Origin of the sequence: Oscillatoria salina IIICB1, from assembly GCF_020144665.1 — a bacterium.
Classification (GTDB): Bacteria; Cyanobacteriota; Cyanobacteriia; order Cyanobacteriales; family SIO1D9; genus IIICB1.
The window spans coordinates 81,591-108,128 of record NZ_JAAHBQ010000014.1; the positions used below are offsets into that span (position 1 = coordinate 81,591).

Annotated in this window: 25 protein-coding genes and 1 tRNA gene; 13 read left to right on the top strand and 13 right to left on the bottom strand. The window is 40.6% G+C overall.

Going from position 1 to position 26,538, the window contains the following annotated elements:
• Window positions 1–2: 2 nt before the first annotated feature.
• On the top strand, window positions 3–845 hold the full coding sequence (locus G3T18_RS05535) for an SWIM zinc finger family protein (RefSeq protein WP_224409538.1): 843 nt from the start codon (window positions 3–5) through the stop codon (window positions 843–845).
• 91 nt (window positions 846–936) lie between these two features.
• Here G3T18_RS05535 and G3T18_RS05540 read toward each other — a convergent pair whose 3' ends face one another.
• Together G3T18_RS05540 and G3T18_RS05545 are read right to left on the bottom strand one after the other, a co-directional pair.
• Window positions 937–1,704 (bottom strand): YebC/PmpR family DNA-binding transcriptional regulator, encoded by a 768-nt coding sequence (locus tag G3T18_RS05540; RefSeq protein ID WP_224409539.1) that lies wholly within the window; start codon window positions 1,702–1,704, stop codon window positions 937–939.
• A 115-nt stretch (window positions 1,705–1,819) separates the two neighbouring features.
• On the bottom strand, window positions 1,820–2,458 hold the full coding sequence (locus G3T18_RS05545) for a histidine phosphatase family protein (RefSeq protein WP_224409540.1): 639 nt from the start codon (window positions 2,456–2,458) through the stop codon (window positions 1,820–1,822).
• A 904-nt stretch (window positions 2,459–3,362) separates the two neighbouring features.
• On the opposite strand from G3T18_RS05545, the gene G3T18_RS05550 reads away from it, so the two are divergent.
• The 5 genes from G3T18_RS05550 (at window position 3,363) to G3T18_RS05570 (ending at window position 10,686) form a co-directional block, all read left to right on the top strand.
• Window positions 3,363–4,319 carry an RNA polymerase sigma factor, RpoD/SigA family gene (locus G3T18_RS05550; protein ID WP_224409541.1) on the top strand — a complete coding sequence of 319 codons (957 nt, stop codon included), beginning with the start codon at window positions 3,363–3,365 and terminating at the stop codon, window positions 4,317–4,319.
• Between the two features lie 170 nt (window positions 4,320–4,489).
• Window positions 4,490–4,834, top strand: coding sequence for a DUF760 domain-containing protein (locus G3T18_RS05555; protein WP_224409542.1), 345 nt, complete (start codon window positions 4,490–4,492; stop codon window positions 4,832–4,834).
• A 142-nt stretch (window positions 4,835–4,976) separates the two neighbouring features.
• Window positions 4,977–5,429, top strand: coding sequence for an 8-oxo-dGTP diphosphatase MutT (mutT, locus tag G3T18_RS05560; protein ID WP_224409543.1), 453 nt, complete (start codon window positions 4,977–4,979; stop codon window positions 5,427–5,429).
• 431 nt (window positions 5,430–5,860) lie between these two features.
• A complete protein-coding gene (locus G3T18_RS05565) occupies window positions 5,861–7,321 on the top strand; it encodes an efflux RND transporter periplasmic adaptor subunit (protein ID WP_224409544.1) in 1,461 nt (486 codons plus the stop codon).
• Between the two features lie 176 nt (window positions 7,322–7,497).
• A complete protein-coding gene (locus tag G3T18_RS05570; protein WP_224409545.1) occupies window positions 7,498–10,686 on the top strand; it encodes an efflux RND transporter permease subunit in 3,189 nt (1,062 codons plus the stop codon).
• Window positions 10,687–10,728: 42 nt separating this feature from the next.
• Here the strand turns inward: G3T18_RS05570 and G3T18_RS05575 are convergent, their stop codons facing one another.
• Complete coding sequence (locus G3T18_RS05575) at window positions 10,729–10,938, bottom strand: ChaB family protein (protein ID WP_224409565.1); 210 nt, start codon at window positions 10,936–10,938, stop codon at window positions 10,729–10,731.
• Window positions 10,939–11,106: 168 nt separating this feature from the next.
• On the opposite strand from G3T18_RS05575, the gene G3T18_RS05580 reads away from it, so the two are divergent.
• Window positions 11,107–11,535, top strand: a complete 429-nt coding sequence (locus G3T18_RS05580) for a hypothetical protein (RefSeq protein WP_224409546.1) — start codon at window positions 11,107–11,109, stop codon at window positions 11,533–11,535.
• A 56-nt stretch (window positions 11,536–11,591) separates the two neighbouring features.
• Here G3T18_RS05580 and G3T18_RS05585 read toward each other — a convergent pair whose 3' ends face one another.
• The 4 genes from G3T18_RS05585 to G3T18_RS05600 form a co-directional block, all read right to left on the bottom strand.
• The gene (locus G3T18_RS05585; protein ID WP_224409547.1) at window positions 11,592–12,539 is read right to left on the bottom strand and encodes an aldo/keto reductase; all 948 of its coding nucleotides are present in this window, start codon (window positions 12,537–12,539) and stop codon (window positions 11,592–11,594) included.
• 15 nt (window positions 12,540–12,554) lie between these two features.
• Window positions 12,555–12,971 (bottom strand): secondary thiamine-phosphate synthase enzyme YjbQ, encoded by a 417-nt coding sequence (locus tag G3T18_RS05590; RefSeq protein ID WP_224409548.1) that lies wholly within the window; start codon window positions 12,969–12,971, stop codon window positions 12,555–12,557.
• A gap of 18 nt (window positions 12,972–12,989) precedes the next feature.
• Window positions 12,990–13,415 (bottom strand): DUF1824 family protein, encoded by a 426-nt coding sequence (locus G3T18_RS05595; protein ID WP_224409549.1) that lies wholly within the window; start codon window positions 13,413–13,415, stop codon window positions 12,990–12,992.
• A gap of 252 nt (window positions 13,416–13,667) precedes the next feature.
• Entirely contained in the window at window positions 13,668–15,170 is a 1,503-nt protein-coding gene (locus G3T18_RS05600) for a hydroxysqualene dehydroxylase (protein WP_224409550.1), read from the bottom strand.
• A 145-nt stretch (window positions 15,171–15,315) separates the two neighbouring features.
• On the opposite strand from G3T18_RS05600, the gene G3T18_RS05605 reads away from it, so the two are divergent.
• The 3 genes from G3T18_RS05605 (at window position 15,316) to G3T18_RS05615 (ending at window position 16,394) form a co-directional block, all read left to right on the top strand.
• Window positions 15,316–15,597, top strand: a complete 282-nt coding sequence (locus tag G3T18_RS05605) for a type II toxin-antitoxin system TacA family antitoxin (protein WP_224409551.1) — start codon at window positions 15,316–15,318, stop codon at window positions 15,595–15,597.
• 3 nt (window positions 15,598–15,600) lie between these two features.
• Window positions 15,601–16,104 carry a GNAT family N-acetyltransferase gene (locus tag G3T18_RS05610; RefSeq protein WP_224409552.1) on the top strand — a complete coding sequence of 168 codons (504 nt, stop codon included), beginning with the start codon at window positions 15,601–15,603 and terminating at the stop codon, window positions 16,102–16,104.
• 101 nt (window positions 16,105–16,205) lie between these two features.
• Window positions 16,206–16,394, top strand: coding sequence for a hypothetical protein (locus G3T18_RS05615; protein ID WP_224409553.1), 189 nt, complete (start codon window positions 16,206–16,208; stop codon window positions 16,392–16,394).
• A gap of 70 nt (window positions 16,395–16,464) precedes the next feature.
• Here G3T18_RS05615 and G3T18_RS05620 read toward each other — a convergent pair whose 3' ends face one another.
• From G3T18_RS05620 to G3T18_RS05630, 3 genes are all read right to left on the bottom strand, one after another.
• Window positions 16,465–16,686 (bottom strand): NfeD family protein, encoded by a 222-nt coding sequence (locus G3T18_RS05620; protein ID WP_224409554.1) that lies wholly within the window; start codon window positions 16,684–16,686, stop codon window positions 16,465–16,467.
• A 474-nt stretch (window positions 16,687–17,160) separates the two neighbouring features.
• Window positions 17,161–18,354: a DNA double-strand break repair nuclease NurA gene (locus G3T18_RS05625; RefSeq protein WP_224409555.1), complete on the bottom strand. Its 1,194-nt coding sequence runs from the start codon at window positions 18,352–18,354 to the stop codon at window positions 17,161–17,163.
• 17 nt (window positions 18,355–18,371) lie between these two features.
• The gene (locus G3T18_RS05630; protein WP_224409556.1) at window positions 18,372–19,160 is read right to left on the bottom strand and encodes an HAD family hydrolase; all 789 of its coding nucleotides are present in this window, start codon (window positions 19,158–19,160) and stop codon (window positions 18,372–18,374) included.
• Between the two features lie 485 nt (window positions 19,161–19,645).
• On the opposite strand from G3T18_RS05630, the gene G3T18_RS05635 reads away from it, so the two are divergent.
• Complete coding sequence (locus tag G3T18_RS05635) at window positions 19,646–20,266, top strand: Uma2 family endonuclease (protein ID WP_224409557.1); 621 nt, start codon at window positions 19,646–19,648, stop codon at window positions 20,264–20,266.
• 578 nt (window positions 20,267–20,844) lie between these two features.
• On the opposite strand, the gene G3T18_RS05640 is transcribed toward G3T18_RS05635, so the two are convergent.
• Entirely contained in the window at window positions 20,845–21,912 is a 1,068-nt protein-coding gene (locus G3T18_RS05640; protein WP_224409558.1) for a hypothetical protein, read from the bottom strand.
• A 167-nt stretch (window positions 21,913–22,079) separates the two neighbouring features.
• A tRNA-Gln gene (locus G3T18_RS05645) sits at window positions 22,080–22,151 on the bottom strand.
• A gap of 568 nt (window positions 22,152–22,719) precedes the next feature.
• Between G3T18_RS05645 and G3T18_RS05650 the strand changes: the two genes are divergently transcribed.
• A complete protein-coding gene (locus G3T18_RS05650; RefSeq protein ID WP_224409559.1) occupies window positions 22,720–24,033 on the top strand; it encodes a CapA family protein in 1,314 nt (437 codons plus the stop codon).
• 217 nt (window positions 24,034–24,250) lie between these two features.
• A complete protein-coding gene (locus tag G3T18_RS05655) occupies window positions 24,251–25,468 on the top strand; it encodes a CapA family protein (protein ID WP_224409560.1) in 1,218 nt (405 codons plus the stop codon).
• An 86-nt stretch (window positions 25,469–25,554) separates the two neighbouring features.
• On the opposite strand, the gene G3T18_RS05660 is transcribed toward G3T18_RS05655, so the two are convergent.
• Window positions 25,555–26,247, bottom strand: a complete 693-nt coding sequence (locus G3T18_RS05660; protein WP_224409561.1) for a Uma2 family endonuclease — start codon at window positions 26,245–26,247, stop codon at window positions 25,555–25,557.
• Between the last annotated feature and the right edge of the window lie 291 nt (window positions 26,248–26,538).

Genomic DNA, 26,538 nt, shown 5'->3' on the forward strand with positions numbered 1-26,538 from the left:
CAATGACTAATTATGAAATTCCTTCTCAAGATTGGTGGGTGCTGCGATGGTTGGAATTACTCGATTCCTATCGCTTTAAAAAGCGTCTGGAAAGAGGACGAAACTACGCTAGAGAAGGTAATGTTCTCAATATTGAATTTGCTGGAGCAAAAGTTTTAGCAAAAGTACAGGGTAGCGAACCAGAGCCTTATAAAGTATCTCTTTCTCTGGATGCTTTTAGCGACGAAGATTGGCATTATATCATTGAAACTATGTCGGAAAAGGCAATTTACTCGGCTAAACTTTTAGCCGGAGAAATGCCCGAAAATATTGCAGAGGTTTTTGTTACCAACGGGAAAAGTTTATTCCCTTTCAATCTCTCCGAAATTCATTCTCGCTGCACTTGTCCTGACAAAGCCAACCCCTGCAAACATATAGCCGCAGTTTATTATCAACTAGGCTCTCGTTTCAGCGAAGATCCTTTTGTCTTTTTCCAACTTCGAGGACGCACAAAAGAAGAAATTCTCGAAGCTTTACGTCAGTTACGCAGTACTAATATAGATAATAAAGAGACAAATACGTCAGTACAATCAGAACAAAAGTCAGCCAAAAATGGGGAGCAAAAATTAATCAGGATCGGTCGTCAAACTCCAGTGAAAATTGAAGATTTTTGGTACTATGACCAACCATTAGAATCATCCTTAGTAGTAATTTCTCCTCCTGTAGACAATAAAACAGCAATCGATTTTCTCGGCAACATTCCCCTATCCGTGACTGATGCACAAACAGTCAAACAGTATTTACGCGAAGTTTATCAACAAGTATCTCAGCAAGCAGTCATCTCAGCATTAAATCCGGATGAGTGAAACAACTTAACAAGTAATTCTCTTACTTGTGAGGATGGGTAGCCAAAAACAAAGCCCGCTTAAGCGGGCTAGGAAAATACATCTACTGAGTTTAGGCTACAGATAAGGAGACAAGATTTTCTGCCATTTCAAAGTTAGCCGTAACGTTTTGCACGTCGTCAAGTTCTTCTAAAGCATCGAGGAGTTTAAGTAGTAAAATTCCTTGTTCGCGATCGCTGATTTCGAGATGATTGTTGGGAATCCAACGTAATTCGGCTTCTTGTACGGGCAATCCTTTTTCCTGTAAGGTTTGATTAAGATTTTCTAGGTTGGTAATTTCAGTAAAAACTTCTGCACCTTTGCTATCTTCTTCCTCGAAAAATTCATAAGTTTGTGCGCCTCCTTCAACCGATGCTTCTAACAACTCGTCTTCAGAGATTTCTCCTTCTAACCTAACCACACCTTTTTGCTCAAACATCCAGCTTACACAACCAGTTTCACCTAAATTACCGCCATTTTTACTAAAAGCTGCCCGCAGATCTGCCGCAGTACGGTTGCGGTTGTCGGTAAGTGCTTCGATTAAAATAGCTACACCACCCGGACCGTATCCTTCATAGCGAATTTCTTCTAAACTGGCTTCATCGTTACCGAAAGTTCCTGCACCTTTAGCGATCGCTCTTTCGATATTCTCGTTGGGAATTCCGGCTGCTTTGGCTTTGTCAATTGCCGTCCGTAGTTGAAAATTAGCTGCGGGATCGGGTAAACCGTTACGCGCCGCCACAATAATCGCGCGAGATAGCTGAGTGAAGGTTTTACCCTTTTTCGCATCTACTCTCGCCTTCTGACGTTTAATATTTGCCCATTTACTATGTCCTGCCATTTATTCCCTCTAATCCTTTCTCTATGAACTCTTCAACCTATAATTTTGCGGAATAAAATCTTTTTTCTCATCTGTTACTCAATTACCTCTCTTCTCAATAATAAGTATCCTCACCTTAATTAAAGCGAATCACTTCTTCGCTTTGACTTAAATGAGCAGTATCGCCATTGAGTTCCATTTTCCACCCTTTCCTTTGACGCACTATTTTCACTAAACAGCATAAAGAAGCGTTAACTGTAGGACTTCCTCCTACTAACCCAGTAGCCGTCCCTAATACTGAGGCACCATGTCCTACTAATAAAATATCTTCTGCAAATTCCGCTACTAATTTTTTCACAGTTATTGCGGTTCGTTCCATTACTGTTTCGTTACTTTCTGGATATTCGGGAATTAGACGAAAATTGTAACTCAAATCTATCCGAGGATACTTTTGAGCTAATATTTCTAATGGTAACTTTTCTGGCATAGCACTCATCCATTCTGGATTTAACCATTCACTTAATCCTGCTTCTAATTTAATTGGTAAATCCAGTGCTTCTGCAACTTGGTACGCTGTTTGTACTGTCCGCAAAAATGGTGAAGAGAAAATGTGACTGATGTTTTCGTTCTTTAACCTTTGTCCTAATTCTTTCGCTTGGATAACTCCATCTTCGGAAAGTGGGGGATCGTAGGGACGTTGGGCTGTATTAAACCATTCGGGGTTAACGAAGTCAAGGCGATTTCCATGTCTAGCAATCCAAACTGTTTGAGGCATTATTTTTGTGCGATTGTGACTATATTTATAGCTTACCTGTGACTGAGATTTATCTCAATTCAGTGTAGTTTAGATTACATTCAATTTGGATGCGATCTGGTTTTGAAAATATTTATCTCGCGTCAAGTCAGATATTTTCTTAGGAGTAGGAGCTGAGCGAGGTATTTTCAATGATGTCAGTTTAGATAAAATAAAGGTAAACATTTTGTTTTTTAAGGTCTTTTCAAGTTGCTTTTATTGACCATAAAATGGATGAGTTTGCGTTTTTTGAACGCTAGGATAAAAAAATAATATTTTGCAATTATTTACTACAACTTTTTCAAGGCGAATTCTCGGAAATCATTGAGATACGATATATTTTTGCTGTTTCGTGTCTAACTGGTCAAGAAATTGAACTGCGATCTCGTTGACTCAAACGTTCATTCGTGCTTTAATTAGTATAATTTGAAGATCGTGTCAAGTTGGTGAGCTCCGCTACGCTTCATTTCGATATAATAAAAGACTAAATCGTGTAAAAGGGCGATCGCCACTACTGATTTTGTTTGACTTCAGCCAAATTTCTCTCGAAATGTTTGCAAAGGATGCAGCCCTAGGGCTTTTCAATGGGTATGCTAATAACGGAAGAGAGAATTTATTGACCAAACTGAGATTTTTGTTTCTCAGTAAAGTTACAATTGTTAATATAGATTTGTAAAGAAGCTAAATTGACTTAATGGTAGTCCAATAAATTAATCTTTTCTTAGGAGGATTGACAAAAATAAAGACTTAAGGTAAATTCGACAAGCTGCAAAAATTAGAGTTGTTGACGTAATCTAACTACAATTCCTTCTCATACATAAACTATCTGGGGCGAGCAAGATGCTCGCACTTACTGTAATTTTCGAACGCTCCTATTCGACGAACAATGAAAACTGCTCAAAATACTACCGATACAGTTCGGACTTACCTGCGCGAAATCGGTCGCGTTCCCTTGCTGACTCACGAACAAGAAATTCATTACGCCAAGCGAATACAGCGATTAGTTGCCTTAGAAGAAATAAAAGAAAAACTGGCGAAAAAGTTAAGCAAAGAGCCAACTCTGAAACAATGGGCGGAGGCTGCGGAACTAACAGAAGCGGAATTACGCAAGCAGATAGCTGCCGCAGAAACAGCCAAGCGGAAAATGGTGGAAGCAAATTTACGCTTAGTAGTTTCAGTTGCGAAAAAATATATCAAGCGCAATCTCGACTTGCTGGATTTAATTCAAGAAGGCACGATCGGGATGCAACGGGGAGTAGAAAAATTTGACCCAACCAAAGGTTATCGTTTTTCTACCTATGCTTACTGGTGGATTCGTCAAGCAATCACTCGGGCGATCGCCGAAAAAAGTCGTACGATTCGCTTACCGATCCACATTACCGAAAAGCTGAATAAAATCAAGAAAGCCCAACGACAACTGGCTCAAGAACTAGGTAGAGCCGCAACGATCGCGGAACTAGCCGCCGAATTAGACTTAGAACCCAAACAAGTGCGAGAATTTCTCGAACAAGGTCGTCAGCCTCTTTCTTTGGATTTGCGCGTCGGCGACAATCAAGATACCGAATTAGGAGATTTATTAGAAGATGACGGTCAATCTCCAGAAGATTATGCCACTCAGTCATTACTTCAGTTAGACTTAGAAAAACTGATGGCAGATTTGACTCCTCAACAAAGGGAAGTGCTGAAATTAAGGTTTGGACTCGGTAACGAGCTACCTCTAACCTTAGCCAAAATTGGCGATCGCCTGAATATCAGTCGCGAACGAGTCAGACAAATCGAGCGGGAAGCACTAACAAAATTACGCAAACGTAAAGCTGATATGCGAGAATATCTGGCAAGCTAAGTGTAATCTAGTTAATGGGTGGGAGAACCCGATGCTCTTGGTTCGGTTCCACGGACTCCAGCACTGCTAAAAAATTGTTACATTAAATAGCAAATAGCACTGTGTTTGATGTAGAAAATCTTGCCAGGAAAATAACGTCCAGCACTCACTAAAAAGCTAGGAGGTAACAAGTGAACAACCAACCAAATCGTTCTCAAGAATATTTTAGTGGCGATGGCTCTTCAGCTAACGATCTGTGGCATTACGTGCAAAATCTCACGCCGGAAACCATTGCCCAACTTTCTAAACCTAACTCACAAGAAGTGTTTCAGGTTATGGAACGCAATATTATTGGCTTGTTGGGAACTCTCCCTTCAGAACATTTTGGCGTGAGCATCAGTACCAGTAGAGAACATCTCGGACGCTTGTTAGCCTCGGCGATGATGAGCGGTTATTTTCTTCGCAATGCCGAACAAAGAATGAAGTTTGAGCAGTCTTTTCACTCTGCCGATCGTGGTTCCCAAAGTAACTCTTAGCCAGTTTTCTGCAAGAAATAATTATCCCGCTCCCAGTTTCGGACTGGGAATTTTAATTGCTAAAATTTGATTCCGTTTCGCTATTTGAGCAAAATATTCCTTGATAGCTAGTAAGCTTAGGAATGTCTTAATAGTTAATTCCATGTCACAAGTTTCTTCCCCCTTACCTCATAAAATTATCGGTGTAGCAGCGATAGAAAACGACCGGGGACAAATTTTAATTGACCGCAGACGAGCTTCAGGTTTGATGGGGGGGCTTTGGGAATTTCCTGGTGGAAAAGTGGAAGCTGGTGAAACTGTCCCAGAATGTATTCAGCGAGAAATTTTAGAAGAATTAGCTATTGAGATCGAAGTAGGAGAGCATTTAATTACCATTGACTACACTTATAGCGAATTTAGTCTTACCTTAATCGTTCATATCTGTCGTCACCAAAGCGGAATACCCCAGCCAATTGAATCTGAGGAAATTCGTTGGGTAAGTGTGGAACAATTGGATCGCTTTGCCTTTCCTGAAGCTAACCAATACATTATTGCAGCTTTGCGCGATCGCCAGAGAGAATTGGGGATTGGGAGACTGGGAAGAGGGGGAGGATAAGGGGGACAGGGGGACAAGGAGGACAAGGGGGACAAGGGAGACAAGGAGGACAAGGGGGACAAGGAGGACAAGGGAGACAAGGAGGACAAGCAAGATAAACTGTTCACTGATAACTGTTCACTGTTCACTGATAACTGAACCCAATCCCCAATCCCCAATCCCCAGTTTCCCAATTTAAGATATTTTAAGTAATATTAAGGAAGAAGAAAAAAAATTAATAAACCTTTCTTTAGTACAAACAGAACTTGCTAGATCGAAAAATCACCCAATCGGGTGAGCCAGATATATGAAGTATCCCATTGGTAATCAAAGTATGTTGTAAGTGTCTGGCTGAGGGATCTTTCCAGCCAGCGACAGGTAAGGGAGCGCAACAGAGCTAGTCAAGTTTTTTCCCAAAGCAGCAAACTCGACGAGCAACAACAGGAGTAACCGTGAGCCAAAAAGCCCCAGAAGATGAAAAATATCAGCTCGATGGCTCGGCACTTGCCAAGCTTGATGAGCATGGCTCAATTGAGTCAGAAACAAACCCAGATGCAGAATTAACTTCAGAGCCGCCAAGAAAAAATTGGCGCTCCGGAGGGCTAAATTTATTTATTGGTGTAGGTTTGGGGATTGCGCTGGCATTTATGGGAATGCGTTTTGTCTCTCCTAGCCAGACGACGGAAACTTCTGCTCAAGTGCCAGCTAGAGAAACTTCTCAACCTGGTAGAAGCGTCACTGTCGCCGAAGTAACTTCCTCGCGGCTCGATCGCGCGATCGCGGCGACTGGTACTGTGGCGGCTTGGGAAATGACTCCGGTTTCTCCTCAAGCTACTGGATTAAAAATTGAAAGTATATTAGCAGATGAAGGAGATTTTGTCAAGACTGGACAAGTAATGGCAATTCTCGATGACTCGTTGTTGCAAGCAAGTTTAGCAGAAGCAAAAGCTGCTGTTGCCCAAGCTGAGGCGCGTTTAGCTGAATTAAGAGCGGGTAGTCGCTCGGAAGAAATTGCCCGCGCTCGGGAAAATCTCCGCAGTGCTGAAGCAGCAGTAGCCAGTGCGGAAGCGAAACTAGAATTAGCTCAAACACGAGTTGAACGCAATCGGATTTTAGCAGATGCAGGTGCGATCGCGCGCGATCGCTTCGATGAAATCCTTAATGAAGAGCGTAGCAATCAACTCTCTCTCGAACAAGCTAAAGCCCGTCGTGACGAAGCCCAACAGCAATTAGCCGAAGTGGAAAAAGGTCCGCGTCAAGAAGTTATTGCGGCAGCAGAAGCAGAAGTCGCCCGCGCTGAAGCTCAAGTACAATCAGTCCTAGAGCAACTTGACGACACCAGAGTGGTAGCACCAGTTAACGGTGAAGTAGCTGAAAGAAATGCTCGCTTGGGGGATGTTACTTCTGGGAGTCAACCACTGTTTAAATTAATTGAAAACGGACGCTTAGAATTGATTTTAAAAGTTCCCGAAACCCAGCTAACCCAAATTAGTCCGGGACAACCAGTTAAAATTACTTCTGATAGCGATCGCGATTTACAAGTTACTGGTGAAGTACGAGAAATCTATCCAACGGTAGATGAAAACTCTCGTCAGGCACAAGTAAAAATCAATTTACCCGCTACAGAAAATTTACGTCCGGGAATGTTTTTGCGAGCAGAAATTATTACTCAGTCAACATCAGGTTTGACTGTACCTTACGATGCCATTCAACCTCAAAGCGAGAATACAGCGATCGTTTTTGTCGTGCAAGCCGATAACAGTGTAGCTGCGAAAGAAGTGACAATTGGCACAATTATGCCTGAAAAAGAAGTAGAAATCAAAAGCGGTTTGAATTCTGGCGAAAGGGTAGTAGTTAAAGGTGCAGCTTATCTTAAAGATGGCGACAAAATAGAAATAGTTGCCACTGAGTAGAAAAATATTAGCAACAGAGTTGGAAATCCCTGTTAAAAAAATTAATTTTTCTCAAGCAAACTCAGCAAATTGGACTTAGTTAAAACCTAACTTTGACTATTAAACAACAAGAGAAAACTAATCCCAAATTCTCAATTTCCACTGGTAACTGCTAACTGATAACTGATAACTGAAAAATGTCTTTCCACGTCTCCGCCTGGTCGATCAAAAATCCAGTTCCCACGATTGTTTTATTCTTAATCTTGGGAATAGTTGGCTTAATGTCATTTTTTTCCCTGGGAATTGACGACAATCCGAATATTGACATACCCATAGTACAGGTACAAGTAACCCAACCCGGTGCCGGACCAACCGAACTAGAAACTCAGATTACCAAAAAAGTAGAAGATGCCGTTGCGAGTTTAGGTAACATCGACGCAATTAACTCCACAGTTACCGATGGTAATTCGACAACCACAATCGAATTTGAATTAGGAACAGATAGCGATCGCGCGACGAATGATGTCCGGAATGCAGTTGCTCAAATTCGTCAAGATTTACCTCAAGATGCTAACGAACCGATCGTTCAGCGTTTAGAATTTGCTGGTGGGGCGATAATGACTTATGTTGTTGCTTCCGAACAGCGATCGGTCGAACAATTGAGTAATTTAGTAGACCAAACTATTAGCCGTGAATTACTTAACGTTTCCGGAGTCGCCCAAATTAATCGACTCGGAGGTGTAGATCGCGAAATTCGCATTGACCTCGATGCCGAACGGTTACAAGCTTATGGCATTACCGCGACTCAAGTCAACGACCAAGTAGGCGCTTTAAACATAAATTTACCAGGAGGTCGTGCCGAAGTTGGTGGTGGCGAACAAAATATTCGGACATTAGGTAGTGCGAGGACAGTTGAAGAGTTAAAAAGTTATCGAGTTGTACTTCCGGGTGGTGCGACTGTACCTTTAACCGATTTAGGAACTGTTGAAGATAGTTACGCCGAACCCCGTAATGCAGCTTTTTTCAATAATCAACCGGTAGTTGCTTTTTCCGTTTTGCGGAGTACAGGTAGTACCTTAGTTACCGTCGAAGAAGGGGTAAGAAAACAGGTAGAAAAACTACGCACTACCCTTCCCGAAGATATTGAATTAGAGTTAATTTTCACTCGCGCCAACTCAATCCGCGACTCATTTCGAGCAACAATTGACTCATTAGTAATTGCTTGCATCTTGACCACGATCGCCGTAGGCTTGTTTTTACGCGATTGGCGAGCAACTTTAATTACTTCTATGGCGCTACCTTTGTCAATTATTCCCACGTTCATCGTGATGCAGAGTCTCGATTATACCCTCAATGAGATGACATTATTGGCATTAGCGCTGGCGATCGGTAACTTGGTTGATGATGCAATTTGTATGATTGAAAACATCGACCAACATATTGAAATGGGCAAAAAGCCTTATAAAGCTGCCCTCGATGCTGCTCGGGAAATTGGTTTGGCGGTAGTCGCTACCACAGCCACGATTGTCGCGGTATTTTTGCCTGTAGCCTTTATGGGTGGGATTCCGGGGCAATTTTTTCAACCCTTTGGTGTAACGGTGGCTGTCTCAACCATGTTTTCAACTTTGGTTGCTTGTACGATGACACCGATGCTGAGTGCTTATTTACTGAAACCAAAAACTAGTAAATTAGGACAAGGCAAGAAAGAAAGAACGACAAGTTCTCAGTTATTGGCTAGGTTTTGGCGCTTAGGTGGTGCAAAGAAACACGATCCGGCTAATTCCCAAACAGCAGTTACTAATTCCCCAGCCAGCAAGCGCATTCAACCTTATCGTGGAATGTTGACTTGGGCGCTAAGACATCGGATTACTACCTTATTGTTAGCGATCGCCTTTTTTATTGCCAGTCTTCAGCTTGTTCCTTATATTCCCAAGGGTTTATTTGATAGCGGCGATACAGGTTTAAGCTTAGTATCGATTGATTTACCTCCAGGTTCGACACTGAGCGAAACCGAACAAGTAATTAAACAAACTACCGATTTATTGCAGGGAAATCCCGCCGTAGAAAGCGTTTTTGCCAGCGCGGAAAAGATCGATACTGCTACAGTCTACGCTAATTTAGTACCGAAAGCAGAGCGATCGCTTTCTCAGCAGGAATTTGAACAACAGATGCGAGAAGATTTTCGTCGCATTCCTGGTGCGCGGGTGAGTTTCCGCAGTCAAGGGGCTGGTGGTGGTGGGAAGGATTTATCGATCGTCCTCAAAAGTGATAATCCTGAAGCCCTTCAACAAGCGGCTGAGGCTTTAGAAACGCAAATGAGTCGAATTCCGGGCTTAGTAGAAATAACATCGAGTGCGAGTTTAGTCAAACCAGAAATTGTCATTGTACCCGATCGCGATCGCGCGGCGGATTTGGGGGTTTCGGTACGAGATATTGCCCGCACTGCAAGTTTGGCTTTAATTGGCGATAATGAGTCCAATCTGGCTAAGTTTAATTTACCCGATCGCCAAATTCCGATTCGGGTGCAACTGAATCCCGAACAGCGATCGGATCTCGATACCTTAAGAAATTTGCGGGTTCCCAGTCAGGATGGTTCTCTAGTTCCTCTCACCGCAGTCGCAGACATCCGTTTAGCAAGCGGTTCGGCGCAAATTGACCGTTTCGATCGCCGTCGTCAAGTCTCCGTGGAAGCGAATTTAGAAGGAATTTCTTTAGGCGATGCGTTAGAACAAGTTCGGGCTTTACCAGCAATGAATCCGCTTCCTCCAGAAGTTACCGAGGAACCTGCTGGAGATGCGGAAATTATGCGCGATATTTTTAGTCGCTTTGTCACAGCTTTAGGGCTAGCGGTGCTATCAATTTATGCAATTCTTGTCTTGCTCTACAACAACTTTCTTTATCCATTGGGAATTTTGGTCGCTTTACCTCTTTCCCTTGGTGGTGCGTTGCTGGGGCTGTTGATTACCCAAAAAGAATTGGGCTTGTTTGCGTTAATTGGGATTGTACTCCTGATGGGGTTGGTGACAAAAAACGCCATTTTGTTAGTAGACTTTGCCTTAGAGAACGAAAGGCGGGGATTACCGCAGTTTCGGGCTGTCGTTGAAGCTGGAGTCTCGCGCTTGCGTCCGATTTTAATGACCTCAATTTCCACGATCGCCGGAATGCTACCCATCGCTTTAGAATATGGTGCAGGTGGTGAAGTGCGATCGCCAATGGCGATCGCTGTAATTGGTGGTTTTTCTACTTCCACACTCTTAACTCTGGTCGTCGTACCAGTAATTTTTACCTATGTAGACAATACGATCCACTGGTTCAGCAAAATGTTCAATCGCTCCGAAGACGATATCGAAGATCCTGGAGCGATCGAACCTAAAAATGTTAATTAATTAATGAGAAATGAGGTATGCAATCCTCATTTTTCATTCAATTTATGCCCCAGGCATATTACCAGTTGCACCGCGACTAGCGCCTCCTTTATCCTTATGATGCCATTGACCATCTTCACCTCGTTCGTAGCTATTTTTAACTGAATTCCAAGCTACTTCCCTGGCACTTTCTTCACTCATTCCATCGGAAGAAGCACTATTAAACGCAGCCATAAAAATTTGCTGCGCTCCTTGGGGGAGGTTTTCTTTAATATTTTCTGACTAGAGCGAATTTTGGCGATCGACAAATAGCAATTTGTAGGTTTTGCAACAAATATTTAACACAAGTAACGCCACTTATCCATTTTTGAGATAATTACTATTAAATTAACTCAAACTCTATCCATATACTTGGCAAATTGTCAATTTTTTTTTTGCAAAATGGGTAAATTTATCTACGAAAAATCTGTTTCCTCTCTGGGTTATCTTATTATCCCCTTTATCTACGGTAAAGCTGACGGAAACCCTATTTATTCTTATGCTTTACTTTCCGAAGAAGGACACAAAAATCACTTACATAAAGCGGAAAATCCAGCCAGACTTTATTCTAGTAATTTGGAAGAAATTATTCTTATTGCTAAAAAAAATCTTGATGAATGCGTAAAAAAAATTAGTAAAAATGATTATTTTCAGCAACGCTACACTTACCAAAAAAATTTAATTATCCTCCATCAAGAAACAGGAAAATGTTTTTACGACCATTATCCTCCTAATGAATTGAGAAATATTGCTGCACCCAAACTATTTACTAACCCTAGTGATTGTCTTAATTGGGTTAAACAAGGATTAGACCAAAATCGAGTTACATAAACAAATAAATAAAATTGAACTTTAGCGCGGGTAAAATACCCGCAATCATTTATCAATCAGCCTCGTTCATAAGAATAAATATCTCCCTCTTGCTTAAACAAATCAGCCGATTTTTCGCTGAGAAATTGCAAATCTGCCGAATCTATGTTAGCTTGCAAAGCTTCTATATTACTTTGAATTTGACCGCGTTCTAAAGTTAAACCAGAAATTACTGCACCCACTCCAGGTTGATTTTTCACCCAATTTAAGGCAACTTGAGCAATAGTAAGCTCGTATTTTCTCGCTACTTGTGCTAAAGCATTAAGCATTTCTTGAACTGGCGACCATCCACCATGACGCATAATCACACTACTATAATAAAAACCCCGTGCGTGTTCGTTTTCTGGTGGTGGTGACTTAACACCGCGAAACTTATCAGCCAGAAAACCACCTACTAACGGACCGTAGGTTAGCAACATGATTTCTTTTTCCAGACACAATGATTGCATCGAATTTTCGACACGGCGATCGATAAGACTGTATTGTACTTGATTAGTAGTAATTGGTGCAAATTGAATTGCCTTTTTAAGCATTGGTGTATTAAAATTAGTTACACCTAATTGACGAATTTTGCCTTGTTCGACAAGTTGAGCAAAAATTTCGAGAGTAGAAGTAAAATCCAGTTGAGGATTTTGCCAGTGTATTTGTACTAAATCAAGAGTTTCACGCTGTAAATTTCGCAATGAATTTTCGATTTTGCTACGAACTTGATTAGCAGTAGGAATATTACCAAACAAGACAGCCTTCGTCAAAATTGTACAATCTCTTCCTTTCAACAAACGCCCTAATAATTTTTCGCTGCGTCCATAAATATCAGCCGTGTCAAAATGAGTTACTCCCCAAGCTAAATAAGTATCGAGAGTGCGTTCAACTTCTGTTTCTGAAAGATATTTCCAACTGCGGTTATCCAGTTGCCAACAGCCGACAATTAAAGGCTCAGAAATTACACTTGATTCTGCGTTCATTTGTGTAGAATACTCTTATTCTCCGTAAACAGTAATAACAATGTGACGCTGACGAGGTTTAATATCACATTCGAGATGAAAAATTTGCTGCCAAGTCCCTAAAGCTAGTTTACCATTCCTTACGGGTACAGTTAATTCTGGACCGAGCATTGTAGCTTGTAAATGAGAATGTCCATTTCCATCATGCCATGTTTGTTCGTGTCCATAATCTCGACTTGGCGGCATTAATTTATTTAAAATTTCCGGTAAATCTCTTTGTAAGCCCGGTTCAAATTCAATAGTACCAATAGCGGCGGTACTCCCAATATTAAAAATGTGAGCAATTCCGGTTTTAATTCCCGAATTTTTAACAACATAATTTACTTTATCTGTCAAGTCGTGCATATCACCGTTAGCATCGGTTGAAAGTTCAATTTGTTCCTGATAAACCATATATTTACCCTCAATTAATTATTCGCTGAACAAGTTTAAAGGTAAATGACCGTAGACTCCATTTACCCGATCATCTTCCGACTGACAAGAAACAAGTACGCCGCGATATTCCCCCGTATAAGAATCAAGATAATAAGCTTTTTTCTGAGTATTGTACTTGATATAAACTGGCTTTTCCACTGGAGTTATTGCCGCAGAATCAAAATTAGATTGATAACCCATTGCTTGCAAATAACTAGACAAAGCAGCAAAACCCTGTTGGGAATTATCCGCACAAATGCCTAAATTTTCTGACTCCGACAAACCAGAAATCAGCAACAAAGCTTCACGCAACTGCTTTTTTTCAGCTACTGACTCAACCTCTTTAACCTGAGTACAGCTAAACCTATCCAAAATTTTTCTTGCTTCCTTAACAGTAAATCCAACTTCATCTTCAATAGACATTTACTACCTCTTTGCATCTTTGCGCCTTTACGCAAAATATTAAATCACAAATTATCAAAACTCGATCTATCTTCGGGAACAACAATCGCGCGATCGCACTTGAGTGTAGAATTAATCAGTCGCACTTGGTATACTGTCATCGCTGCAACTACATCTAAGTTTCCCCATGTATTTTAAACTACCAAAGGGGAGTTTTGTCTATAGCGATCGCTATCCTCTCAATTTATCTTCCTCAGTATACTGTTAAGTTGCCTAGGGCAACCAAAAATTAGGTAAGAAATTTTTCCCCCACTCTCGAATTGTCTGATTAACATTCCTCGCTGCTTGAATATGAGGTTCGTCTGGTTCCACAGGAATAATATTAGCTTTTTCCCCAAAACCAAAGCGTTCGATAACTAAATTTGCTGCTTCCAAACCAGTAACATAAGCTTTTTCTTGCGACCACGAACCATGACGAGTTACAATCCAATCGCCACTCATAAACAAATTAGGAATATTCGTCTTGGCTGGTAAGAGATACTGATAGCTACCGGGCGCAAAATGTGTTACTCCTTGAGATACGCGAATCACACTACTATCGATTACTTTTGCTTGCTTAAACTCCGGTACACAAACAGATAAATCACGATGTACTTTCGCGACAATTTGCTCATCTGTCATCGGTAATAATTGATTCGCATGATAAAAATCTGCTTCAATTACACTACCTGGTTCATCTTGATATTCATCCTGCAAACTATTCAAATCAAAAAATGTCCAACCCGTGGTTGAGTCAAAACCAAAACAAGCATTAGAAGGAAGCGGAACAAACACTTTGCGGTCGAACCATAAGCGAGTTGCTAAGACATCAATTGCACCTAAATTTTGTAAATCGAGAAACTGACGATAATTTTTTAAAGTGGAACTACCAGCGACAATTTTTTTCACTCCCTTAACACTAACTGCCGAAATTACTGCATCGGCTGTAAAAATTTCCTCCCCACAAACCACCGCTTTCGCATTACCTGTTTCATCGAGAAGAATATCATCAACTCGTTGATTAGTTAGTACCTTTCCGCCCAGCTTTTCAATTTGCTGTACCCAAGGTCGAAAAATCATTTCTCCGACCGTTCCTCGACACCAGACGACATCAAAATCGGGTTGGTGAGCCAAAATGAAGTAATAAAGCATTCCCAAAGCTGCGGCGGCGGAACACTGTTCTCCGGGAGCAAATAAACCAACTAAAAGCATCGGTTCAAAACTATCTTTGTAGAGTCGTTCGGAAACAGCAAATTGTTTGAATAATTCCCTAGCAGTTATTTTATCGTAGCGTCGCCAAGCTTCGTCAGAATTATCAAAATCAATTACAGCATAAAGCAAAGGTAAAGCCGAAAGTCGGTCAATTAAAGGTAAGCGTTTGAAGCGAGTATAAAGGAAAGTTCCGAGAGGAGTAGGAAGCCGAGGTTCTTCTTGAAATAAAGGTGATTCTACTTCTAATCCTGCGGGAGAATATTGAGAAGAACGAGTAAAAGGAGTAAAAGGATTTAAACCTAATTCTTCCACTAAACTAAAGATATTTTTGTAGGGATACCAAAAACCATGAATACCACCTTCTACCGAACGTCCTCCCGCAGTTTTCCAACCTGCAACTAAACCCCCAGGATAAGGTGCAGCTTCAAGTAAAGTAACCTGATAACCTTGTTTAGCTAAATGATAAGTTGCAGCCAAACCAGCCCAACCAGCACCGATGACAACTATTTGTTTTTCTGTAGACATTATTTACCTCACGTAGCTCTTATTTTAGGATGCCATAAAATGCGCGATTGGGCAAAGCCCAGCGCCGCTTACGGCGATCGCTTAAAATTATTTCTGGTATAATCAAATATAGCGATTAAATAAAATAGTAAACAACAAAAAAATTATGTCTACACCAACTAATGAAACTAGCATTACTCTGAAGCTAAGTTCAGAACATATTGAAAGACTTGAAAAAGCGGCTGCTATGACAGGACTTAGTTTGAATGATTACATCATCCATCAAGCTTTAAGTGCAGCAATTGAAGATATTGCTAATTATGACCGGATGGTTCTCTCTGACCGAGATAGAGATATATTTATGGAAGCATTAGAAAACCCTCCAAAAGCAAATGAAGCTTTGAAAGCAGCGATTAAAGAGCATCAAGAAAAATACGGGAAGTGGTAAGCTGTGGAATTTATTTTTCTTCCCATAGATAGTAGCGTAAGGAGAGATGATTTTGATTGTGGTGTCCCCGCATTAAATGATTACTTGAAAAGATATGCTCGACAGAATCACGTTAAAGGCATTGCTAAGACTTTTGTGGCAATTTTTGATTCAGAAAGTAGACAAGTTGTCGGCTATTATTCTCTGAGTATGGGTCAAATTGAGTTTACATCTTTACCGGAACAGTATCGAAAAGGATTACCGCGTTATCCTCTTCCTGCTATGCGTATTGGGAAATTAGCTGTAGATTTATCCATGCAAGGGAGAGGGCTAGGAAAAGCTTTATTAGTTAAGTGTTTTCTTAGTGCAGTTAGTCTTTCTTCAGAGGTAGGAATATTTGCCGTAGCAGTTGATGCGATTAATGAACAAGCAAAGCAATTTTATTTGAAATATGGTTTTCTTCCTTTAGAAGGTGAAGCATTTTCTCTTTTTATTCCTATTAGTACAGTGAAAGAAGTTATCGACTAAAGACGAGATAGTTTTTTCGATTTCTTCCTTGGGATAGTTTATTTCTTAGGAGCAAGAGGTTTAAGCTATAACTGTTGAATGTATATGATGAGCAATTATTTATGAGTCAAAATGCGGAAAATAAAGCGCCGGAAAAGAAAGAACCAGAAACTGTTAAGGTTGAAGAGTTAGTAAGTACGCCGAATAAAGTTCAGAATAACACTCCACAGGAACTTGCTGATAATCCCGCAGTTACACCGCAAATGATTAACGATCCCAAGGACGATCGCGGCGATTTGAGTAGGGATTAGAATAAGATAGCCGAACTTGTAAACGGGCGGCTATAGAGTAGCCCGCCTATGCGGGCTAGTATAACATTAATCAAACATTTACAAGCAATGTGATGCTTTCTCTCCCGACAATAGTACAAATATCTCCAGGTTTTAGAGTCTTCTGACAAGTTGGGTTGGAGAGTTTTGCTGGGTAAAAACTTCCCTGAAAAGCTACTCTCCCTGGTTTGTCTGGTGCGATCGCTACTGTCACTCTTCCTGAAATTAACTTTTCAAACATTACTGGTTGAGGAATCAATCGCGAACTAAACATAATTTCTTCTTCCCTAAAGTAGATTTTTTGCCAAAGTAGTATTCAATTTTCCCCAAACCCACCTCGGAATTTGGGAGGCTGATTTGAACTTATTTAAGTAAGATAGGTTACTGTAAATGTCCTGACAATTTCGATAATCTTTGATATAGTTATCCTATAGTTATTAAGAAGATTATCGGGAGTCTGTGATTGATATTTCTACAAATGTGAGTTGAACTTTACCAATGATGATTTGCAGAACCTTTTGTGAATCAAAATCAAATTAATTCACAAATGTGGACAATCATAACTAGAGAAGATACTGTCGAGCGAAAAAGTAGCGAGACGCATTAATGACTATCATAGCTGAACCCGTAAATGGGCAACTATAGCAGTGAACAGTGAACAATAAACAACGATCGGAGCCTATGTTAGCAAGGTTTTCCGAAAGTGAGGATGTCTTGAGCGATCTCGTTCTCTGCTCTAGGCTAAAATTTAAGCGACGCTACCGCGTTTACGGGTTTCTTTGTAAGATGTACCGACGTTTTTCAAGCCAGCGCGGATCATTTGCTGTTCTAAAAGGGCGAAGAAACGGGCGCGATCGCCGCCTCTGACTACTGCTTGGTTGTGAGATTCAGCGAGGGCGACTGGATAGCCGTAACCTTTGTACACCTGTCCTAACATAATACCCAGAGATTGCTCGAATAATTCTGTATCCTCTGCTACCCAAGCGGGAACTTCTATTCTGGCGATTTCTGTGCCAACGTGAACGTAACAGAAGTATACTTGCAATGATTCATCGTAAAGTTCGAGGATTTTCGCGGAACTTTTCCACAAAGGTCCTCTTTGTCCTGGTTCTAATATATTTGCCCAAAGTGTGGCATCGCGCAAGGGATCGATAACTTGACAAGGATAGCGATCGCTTAAATTGCTACAATTAACCACACAGTTTGGTGTCTCATGAGTACAAGCTTGTAAACGCAAAAAGTTCACAGCTTCGATGCTCCGAGAGGCGCTAAGATAACCCATTAAAGGAATTTTACTTTGTCGCAGTTCCTCCCAAGCTGCCAAAATCGGTAAAAGAATTGTCTCTCTGGCTTCTAGGGGTAAGTTCTCAATAAACCATAAAATCAAAGAACCGTCTACAAGTGCTAAATTAGGTTCATAATGTGCGCCAGGAGGGTTTACCCAATTACTCGCCATTTCTGCTAGCATTTGGGCTTCGGAAACTGTGCGTCGGTAGCCCATCCATTCATCAGTGCGAATACCCCATTGCTTCGAGACATAAAGGTCTTCTGGGCGGTAAAATACTTCGGGGATGCTATCGAGAAGCGGATGTAAACTTTGTCCGTAGTGTAACATTACCCGACCGATATTGATTAAATAACAATAGGCGATTTCGTGGTGAGAAGGAGATATTTGCGAACCATCGGTAGCAAAGACGCTGTGAGTGTAGGGAGGGGCTTTGAGGTAAATTTTAGTATCGAGAGGTTCCACAGGGCAAGCAGCCGCAAAAATTAGGCGATCGCGCCATTTTTGATGAGAGTCTACTAACTCTATCTGTCTTGCTTGACTTTCTCCCAGTAAATTTTCCGCTAATTCCAAACGTTTGCGACTCGCCAACGCTTCTTTGGTAAGATGTTGGCTAATACCGGGAATTTGTCCTGTGAGTTTGGCTAAGTCAAGCATAATCGTACCCAGTAATGTTAATTCCAGGCGGAAAAATCTTGAGCAAACTGTTGCAAAGATAGTAAACTTATGCTTGGATTTTCCTGCGCTGTTTGACGATCTTTTTCGGTATTGTAGCCCCAATCGGCTAAATATAAACTAATTGTGTCTAAATCTTTTTGTTTTTGTACCGACTGAAGGGTTTTCAGTCGATCTTCGACAAACCAAACTTGGAGATCGTCTTTTTCTGCTAGGTTGATAATCTGACGTAAGGTTTGATGTTTGGGAGACTTTGCTTCTTTTCCAATTATCGACTCTGGGGACAATTCAATTCCTGCTTGTTGTAATAATTTTTTCGCGAAGCGTCCTTCTTTGGTAGTGATAATGAATAATTGAGTTGTGCTATTACTAATTACATTTTGCACTTTTGCGACGACACCAGGATAAAAGCGATGCAAACTCAACCAACCATCAAGATCCGTTTTAATCCAATTATCCCTAACATTATCTAACTTTGCGCCAATTTCCGCACCAGCTAAATTTTCTGCTGCGACAATTTCCGCCGCCACCTCAGACCAACTTTGTGATATTCTAGCTTGTGGAAATCCTAAAATCAGCGATCGCAACAAGATCGGCATTTCCCAGCCTATCTCAATTACCGGGCGTAGTCGATAGAAACTTTCAGCAAATTCCTCTAAATCTTGTTTACTCTCATTCTCCCAAATAAGTCGATAAGTTTTCACTGTCGTCTGAAAATACTCCTTTAACCCATCACAGACAACACCATCAAAATCCAAAGCTAGAATCGTCGGAGCATTCGCTGACATAATTCCTCTCGCTACAACACCCAAGCTTAATCATGCCATAAATTTAGTTCCCAATCAGTATTCTAGTTCGTAGTCAGCGCTTTAGCGCTGCCTATTTCCAGCCCACAAACTGACAACTAGAAAAAATCACCAATTTAGTTCCTAACCAGTATTCTAGTTCGTAGTCAGCGCTTTAGCGCTGCCTATTTCCAGCCCACAAACTGACAACTAGAAAAAATCACCAATTTAGTTCCCAATCAGTATTCTAGTTCGTAGTCAGCGCTTTAGCGCTGCCTATTTCAAATTCAGTTAATCATCAACTATATATACCAATAGTAAAATTTGTAGAGATATTGCATTTTAGTCTCTACACCAAGTAGTTAAATATTTTCACACATCACATACTCTTACTATATAGCGGACAAGGCTTGTCCTGAGCGTAGTCGAATGGATGCCCGCACTCCTAAAACAGCTAAAATATAATCATCTCATTAAAGCGGAAAATCATGGTAAAATCCTTAACAAAAAACTTTACCTTTGCCGAATTTATTACCTGGTATCCTAACACAGAAGAACGCTATGAACTTCATGAGGGAATTGTTGTCAAAATGCCTAAACCTACTGGGAAACATTCCTCTGTTACTGGCTTCCTCATGGAAGAATTAATCCTGACAATTATCCAAATGGGAAAGCGTGGAATTTGGACAATTCCTAGAGAGTCAATTGTGAAGTCAAGCAACGGTAAATCTGGCTATGAACCCGATATTATTGTACTCGATCGCTTGGCGATCGCTAATGAACCTCGTTGGGAAACTGAATCAGTAATTGAAAACGCTAGTTCAGTTAAACTTATTGTCGAAGTTGTCAGTACAAATTGGCGAGATGATTATTTCAAAAAACGAGCAGATTATGAAGAAATGGGTATTCCTGAATATTGGATTGTTGATTACGCAGCCCTTGGAGGACGGAACTTTCTCGGCAACCCAAAACAACCGAAATTATCAGTGTATAATCTTATCGAGGGAGAATATCAAGTTAGTCAATTTCAAGGTACTGAAAGAATTATTTCACCAACATTTACCACATTTAATCTCTCTGCGGAACAAATTTTTCAAGCTAGTCAGTAATTAGTCCGCAATGCTGTTTATTTAAACCTGTTTTTTAATTAGTATTTAAGCAAGTTTATCCTAATTAATCCCTATAACTAGCTACAATAATGTACAGTAATCTTAGAATAAGCTTTTAGTTTCCATACAGCACATTGATAGTGGGTAAATAAATTAGCTCAGATCCTCATAATTAACCATAGCTAAAAAACAGCGACCAAGATAGGATCTACCGCTACAATATTCTACCATTTTAGCTGGTAGTACGGGCATCCATTCGACTACGCTCAGGACAAGCCTTGCCCGCTATAATCATCTGTTACCCTAGATGACTAATTAACCGGATTTGATATTATTTCACGCTAGAAATATTTCGCCTTGTCTACCATTTTAGCTGGTAGTGCGGGCAAGATGCCCGCTATAATCATCTGTTACCCTAGATGACTAATTAACCGGATTTGATATTATTGCACGCTAAAAATATTTCGCCTTGTCTATTTCCATAAATTTTGATTAAAAATCTATTGACAAAATTTATGGAAATAAACTTTTGATTTATATTTAAGCAAAATCAATTATTTAACCTAGTTTAACTATTCTTAATTTAGCGATCGCAAGCTGTTATTTTCCAAAACAAAATATTGAGTTCTTACCCCATTTGGCATATTAATATTTTCTAGATTTTCTGGAGGATTAATAACTAACAAACGACTATCTAAACGATGCTTGACACCTAATTCGGAACCAACTTCAGACATAAATACTTTCCCCGTGGAAACATCAACGATCGCAATTTGTTGACAAGAACTTCCGCATCCTATCGTAACAACAGCATACTTTCCTGCAAAATTAGCACCATCTTTAACACCTTCTTGTAATGCTGTACGAAATCTTCGCGCTTGGGGATGACTATTAAGATCCACAGCCGCAGGATTACCTGTAAAAAAATCGTTTACCGGATAATCTTCAAACTGTAAACTAGACTGAGATTTATTTACTAATTGCAAAGTATCAATTATACTTGTAAATGCTTGTCTATACTCAGCTTCACTGTCACCACCTTTAGCAAAACCAATAGCAATAATTTGTTGAGAATTATTTAGAGGAATAACAATATATTCAAATTCATACAATCCTGTTGACTGAAACTTAAAGCCTTCTTTACCAGCAATAGTTATCGGTGTAAAGTTATTTGGTGCAACAAACCAATTAGTATTTTCTACCCATGCTTGTAACGACAAATTTTGGGGGTTTTGATGGATAGAAACAATAACATTAGGAGGATATTCCCCATCTTGATATTTACCAGCCTGAATTGCGCGATCGTCCTTTTGTGTCCATAATTCTACTATATCTAAAACTGAAGACTCTATCGAAGTTCTTCTCTCGTCAATAACCAACCCTTGAGGATAGTCGAAACTAAACCCCCATTGCTGATTTTCGTAAGTTGTGTAATTATTGGATACAGGAATTGTTGGTGTTTTGGCAATTGGTGTCGTAGGGCTAGGATTCCGATCAGTAATTGGTGTGGTAGGAGTAGGATTTTTATCAGATATCGCGTCATCAGTTTCTAGTCTTTCGATTGGTTGTCCCTGACAAGACCCAAGCAACACTACTAAAATTAAATTTAAGGGCATTCGCCAGATTAATAAATTTTCTCTAGACATAGTAAAACCAAAACCAGCTTTTTCGTGCTTACATACAAGAGCTTAGATTTAGCAGCAGCTAGGTTTGTTCCAGAATTCGTGACTGATAAATTGCTGACGGGTAACTAGCACCCGAGAAACTAGCTTTAATCACAAAAAAAGACTGCTTGAGCAGCCTTCCTTCTGAACTGGGGTGCTAGGATTCGAACCTAGGAATGGCGGGACCAAAACCCGCTGCCTTACCGCTTGGCTACACCCCAATGTATTAACCTTTGTTATTGTAGCAGTTATTAACCGAAATGTGTCAAGTATTTTGCGAAATTAATTTCTTCCAGAAGGTCTAAAGCTGCCAAAACCTTGATGATGCAAGCGATCGCGCCGAAAGCATAACTTTAAATTAGCAAAAATTTTCCCAGAGCGATCGCCAATTCCCGGATTTCACCTACTGAGAGAGAAAACCTGTCAGCAGTAATGGTAACAGTAACAAAGCGACAACGATAAACAACAGAGTCCCTGGTTCGATATTGATGACATTTTTTTCGCGATCGCTCATTTCACTTCCTACAAGTTCTATAATCCCACTCTAGAAGAAGATTGCTTCCCCCATGCTCCTAGCTAAGGAAACTTTACTTAAGAAGGCTAAAACAACCCCATCCGAGATTAGCGCGATCGGGGGAATTTACACAAGCATATTTTGCTTTCTACTGGTCAACTACTGTCTAAGTAATTGAAGATTGCACGATCCGGAAAATTACGCACCAAGACGCAAAGAAATATAGTAAGCTATCAAAATTTAAAGCAGTTATTTCTCCCACCCCAATTTTTGTAATGAATAATACCAAACGTTCTTGGGTTATATTTTCTCTCGCCAGCGCCTTTTTTTTCACTGCGGGATGTGCTGGACTTCCTTCAGAAGAAGAAACAACAAATATACCACAAACCAGTTCAAGACAAGAAACTTTACCACCCGAACCACCACCCGAACTACAAGCCAAACCAACTCCTTTACCCGAACCAGAAACAGCAATAGTAGCAGTTAGCATTTCTCAAGAAATAAATCAAACCAACCCCACCGACGACTTACAACCCATACCTCTCGATAAAGATTTAGCAGGAGAATTTTTAGATATACGCGGAGTTGGTGATGCAGCAATGGCGCTTACTCACCAACAACCTTTAAACTTAAATCAAAATTTACCTCAAGGAGTTCCCGCCGACTTTGGACAGCGTTTAGATGCCTTTGACCCCACCGGAAAATCATACCGTGGCGACTTAACTTTTATCAATTGGGAAACCACAGTTGGTACTCGCTGTAACCAATTTTGGGCTCCTTTAGGACCTCGTTCATTTGCATTTATGTCCCATCCAGATAACTTAGTTGGTGCTTACGAACGTGGCTTTAATTTAATCGGTTTAGCGAATAATCATACCAGAGATTGTCCCAATGCCGAAGAAGGCTTAGACGGCGCTGCGGTTTCCGCCCGTCACCTGGAACGTTTGAGTCAAGAAACAAACGCTAACTGGCTTTGGGATGGAGTAGGAACCCAAAAAGAAGCAACTGTCAAGACTTTAGAAATTAAAGGTCGTCCAGTAAAAGTAGCCTTTGCGAGTTTATATATCGCCGAAGGAGACTGTACCTATGTTACCTGTATTAAAGACGAATTAACCGTGCTGCGATCGCTACGAGATGCCGACGCAGATATTCGTATTCTCGCGATGCACAGTTGGACAAGCGAAACTCAACAGCAATTAACTAATATTGGTGTAAAATTCCTGAAACACTTCGACGGAGATATCGTTTTTGGACACGGACCCCACGTTTGGAAACCCGTTCGCGTTGTCGAGTCAGAAAGAGGCAAAAAAGGCGTAATGTTTGAAAGTTTAGGTAACTTTATTCATCCTTCCTTACTTCCTAGAGCCGAAAATATCATCGGACGTGCTTTGTTCGATCTAGATACCTTAGAATTGCGTCAAGTCCAAATTATTCCCATCTACGTTGACCGAGTTAGTGTTAGTTTTGGTAGTGCACCTAATCCTACCGCTTTATCTGCTAACCTCAATTGGCAATCTGTTAACGATCCTACCTGGCAAAGTGGCGTTAATTCCCAAGTCAAAGCCGCTTACTCGAATATTAGGGACTAGGAAATTGGGAAATTGGGAGAGGGGGAAGACAAGGGAGAGGGGGAGGACAAGGAGGAGGGGGGGGACAAGGGGGAATTAGAATATAAACTGATAACTGCTAACTGTTCACTGGTAACTGTTCACTGATAACTGAACCCAGTCACCACCTCCCCAGTCACCACCTCCCCAATGTGCTATCTTCTAAACTTGTGACCAATTTGTAAATCGTTCGCTTCTCATGAAAAAAACTAACTTGTTTTGGGCTACAATCCTTTGTCTAGGTGCTTTAGCAGGCGTATCAACTACAACAATGCTAGGGCAATTTTTCAAAGATTCTCAAGTAACAGCGCAAACGCTTCCCAACCAAGAAAAGCAAACTAATCTCGCAGAAAACCTCAAACCGATACCCTTAGATAACGAACAAGCAACAGAATTTTTAGATGTGCGGGGTGTAGGTGATGCAGGAATGGCGCTAACCTACAAACAGCCTTTGAGTTTAAATCAAACTTTACCACAAGGAGGATTTGCTAATTTTGGGCAGCGACTCGATGCACTCGATCCTACTGGTAAATCTTATCGCGGCGATCTAAGCTTTATTAATTGGGAAACTGCGGTAGGAACGCGCTGTAATAGTTTCCGAGGTAGACCTTCACGTAGTTCTTACGCTTTTGTTTCTCATCCTGATAACTTGCGAGAAGCTTATCTACGCGGCTTTAATTTGATTGGTTTAGCGAATAACCATAGTTGGGATTGTAACAGTGGCGAAAATGGTTTATATAGTTCTGTGATGACCGCGCAGCACATGACACGCTTAAGCCAGGAAATGAATGCAAACTGGATTTGGCATGGTGTTGGTTCTCAAAAAGCGGTTGCTCAAGTTCGTACCATGAATGTGAAAGGTAAGCAAATTAGAGTCGCTTTTGCTAGTTTATACATGGGCGGCGCTTGTAACAATATTACCTGTATTAGTGATAAAAATGCGGTGCTGCGATCGCTCCGGGATGCTAATGCCGATCTTCGTATTCTCTCTATCCACAGTTGGAATAACGCGACTCAACAACAGTTAGTGAACGCGGGAATTGAATTTATCCGTAGCTATAACGGTGATGTTGTTTTTGGACACGGACCTCATGTTTGGGCGCCAGTACGCATCGTTCAATCTAATTCTGGCAAAAAAGGCGTAATGTTTGAAAGTTTGGGTAACTTTATTCATCCTAATCTCGCCGCGAAACGTAAAGATATGATTGGGCGAGCATTATTTGATTTGGAAACTTTGCAACTACGTCAAGTACAAGGCATTCCTGTTAATGTTAACGCCGCAGTAGCTAAGTTTGACGGCGCACCTAATCCAGCTTCAATTCCTGCAAATAATTTTAGTTGGTCAGCTATCAACGACCCCAGTTGGCAAAGCGGAACCAGTCCTAGTGTCCGTGGAGTTTATACCAACGTCAAGTAATAATCTTAGGTGGGTATTTCCCCACCTATTTACTATCTCATTATCAAAGTATTAATTGATAATAAATACCCATATTTTTGCTAAATTTAATTACTTTTTTGAGTTAATTTTCGGACAAAATCTTGATGTTCCTGGCTCGCTAAACCTTGCTGCAAAATTGCTAAAACCTGAGCTAAATTTCCCGTTAATAATGCCTCTTTATCTAGCCACAGTCCAGGGAAAACTTGAGAACAAATTATCTTATTGCTATTCGGTTCAAGTTGAACATATTCCCCTGATTGTAACCTAAACCAATCAAATTCGCCGTCATCAACTCGCCACACTAAATATTCTTGTACTTGATTGCGGCGATACACTTTAAGTTTTTGATGCAAATCGATTGAAACACTGCTAGCAGCAATTTCGACAATTAATTCTGGCGCACCTTCTACATAGCCATCCTCACTAATTGTAGATTGTCCTCCTACTTTAATTCTTAATAGTGCATCGGGTTGAGGTTCGTTATCAAGGTCGAGACGTACAGTAGCATTATCTCCTAATTCAATTTCTGGGGTTGCTGACCAATAATTTCCTAACCAAGTGATGATTTTAGCGTGAGGATTGCCATGATTGGTAATTCTTAAAGGAGATGCCATATAAACGATCCCTTCAATTAATTCTGCCTTCTTTAAATCGGGCATAGCAGCATAGCGTCGCTCAAATTCAGTCCGATTTAGTTTATCTCCGTTTTCTAAGGGAGGAATCTTTAATTTAGGAGAAATTCTGTTAGTAGCTTGCATATTTTTATCGAAAATAAATAACTCGGATATCCTTTTATTTTAGCAAATATATGCTACTGAAAAGATAAATTATTTCAGAAAAATTAGCTGGGCGATTAGACTAGGTTTCACCAATTTAGTCGTAATTTAACAAATTTGGCGATGCTGGCTTAAAGTATATTCAAAAAATGTATATACTAGAAAAAGTAGATGTATATTCAAAAAACGATATGGCGAGGCGAAACAAAGACGACACGCTGGATTTGACGTTAATCGAAGAAGCGATCCTCAATACGCTGATGTTTCGGGAAC

Excerpts from the sequence above, each read along its gene's own strand:
- G3T18_RS05535 (WP_224409538.1), top strand. The coding sequence starts at position 3 with ATGACTAATTATGAAATTCCTTCTCAAGATTGGTGGGTGCTGCGATGG.
- G3T18_RS05540 (WP_224409539.1), bottom strand. The coding sequence starts at position 1,704 with ATGGCAGGACATAGTAAATGGGCAAATATTAAACGTCAGAAGGCGAGA.
- G3T18_RS05545 (WP_224409540.1), bottom strand. The coding sequence starts at position 2,458 with ATGCCTCAAACAGTTTGGATTGCTAGACATGGAAATCGCCTTGACTTC.
- G3T18_RS05550 (WP_224409541.1), top strand. The coding sequence starts at position 3,363 with ATGAAAACTGCTCAAAATACTACCGATACAGTTCGGACTTACCTGCGC.
- mutT (WP_224409543.1), top strand. The coding sequence starts at position 4,977 with ATGTCACAAGTTTCTTCCCCCTTACCTCATAAAATTATCGGTGTAGCA.
- G3T18_RS05570 (WP_224409545.1), top strand. The coding sequence starts at position 7,498 with ATGTCTTTCCACGTCTCCGCCTGGTCGATCAAAAATCCAGTTCCCACG.
- G3T18_RS05580 (WP_224409546.1), top strand. The coding sequence starts at position 11,107 with ATGGGTAAATTTATCTACGAAAAATCTGTTTCCTCTCTGGGTTATCTT.
- G3T18_RS05585 (WP_224409547.1), bottom strand. The coding sequence starts at position 12,539 with ATGAACGCAGAATCAAGTGTAATTTCTGAGCCTTTAATTGTCGGCTGT.
- G3T18_RS05590 (WP_224409548.1), bottom strand. The coding sequence starts at position 12,971 with ATGGTTTATCAGGAACAAATTGAACTTTCAACCGATGCTAACGGTGAT.
- G3T18_RS05595 (WP_224409549.1), bottom strand. The coding sequence starts at position 13,415 with ATGTCTATTGAAGATGAAGTTGGATTTACTGTTAAGGAAGCAAGAAAA.
- G3T18_RS05600 (WP_224409550.1), bottom strand. The coding sequence starts at position 15,170 with ATGTCTACAGAAAAACAAATAGTTGTCATCGGTGCTGGTTGGGCTGGT.
- G3T18_RS05605 (WP_224409551.1), top strand. The coding sequence starts at position 15,316 with ATGTCTACACCAACTAATGAAACTAGCATTACTCTGAAGCTAAGTTCA.
- G3T18_RS05615 (WP_224409553.1), top strand. The coding sequence starts at position 16,206 with ATGAGTCAAAATGCGGAAAATAAAGCGCCGGAAAAGAAAGAACCAGAA.
- G3T18_RS05620 (WP_224409554.1), bottom strand. The coding sequence starts at position 16,686 with ATGTTTAGTTCGCGATTGATTCCTCAACCAGTAATGTTTGAAAAGTTA.
- G3T18_RS05625 (WP_224409555.1), bottom strand. The coding sequence starts at position 18,354 with ATGCTTGACTTAGCCAAACTCACAGGACAAATTCCCGGTATTAGCCAA.
- G3T18_RS05630 (WP_224409556.1), bottom strand. The coding sequence starts at position 19,160 with ATGTCAGCGAATGCTCCGACGATTCTAGCTTTGGATTTTGATGGTGTT.
- G3T18_RS05635 (WP_224409557.1), top strand. The coding sequence starts at position 19,646 with ATGGTAAAATCCTTAACAAAAAACTTTACCTTTGCCGAATTTATTACC.
- G3T18_RS05640 (WP_224409558.1), bottom strand. The coding sequence starts at position 21,912 with ATGTCTAGAGAAAATTTATTAATCTGGCGAATGCCCTTAAATTTAATT.
- G3T18_RS05650 (WP_224409559.1), top strand. The coding sequence starts at position 22,720 with ATGAATAATACCAAACGTTCTTGGGTTATATTTTCTCTCGCCAGCGCC.
- G3T18_RS05655 (WP_224409560.1), top strand. The coding sequence starts at position 24,251 with ATGAAAAAAACTAACTTGTTTTGGGCTACAATCCTTTGTCTAGGTGCT.
- G3T18_RS05660 (WP_224409561.1), bottom strand. The coding sequence starts at position 26,247 with ATGCAAGCTACTAACAGAATTTCTCCTAAATTAAAGATTCCTCCCTTA.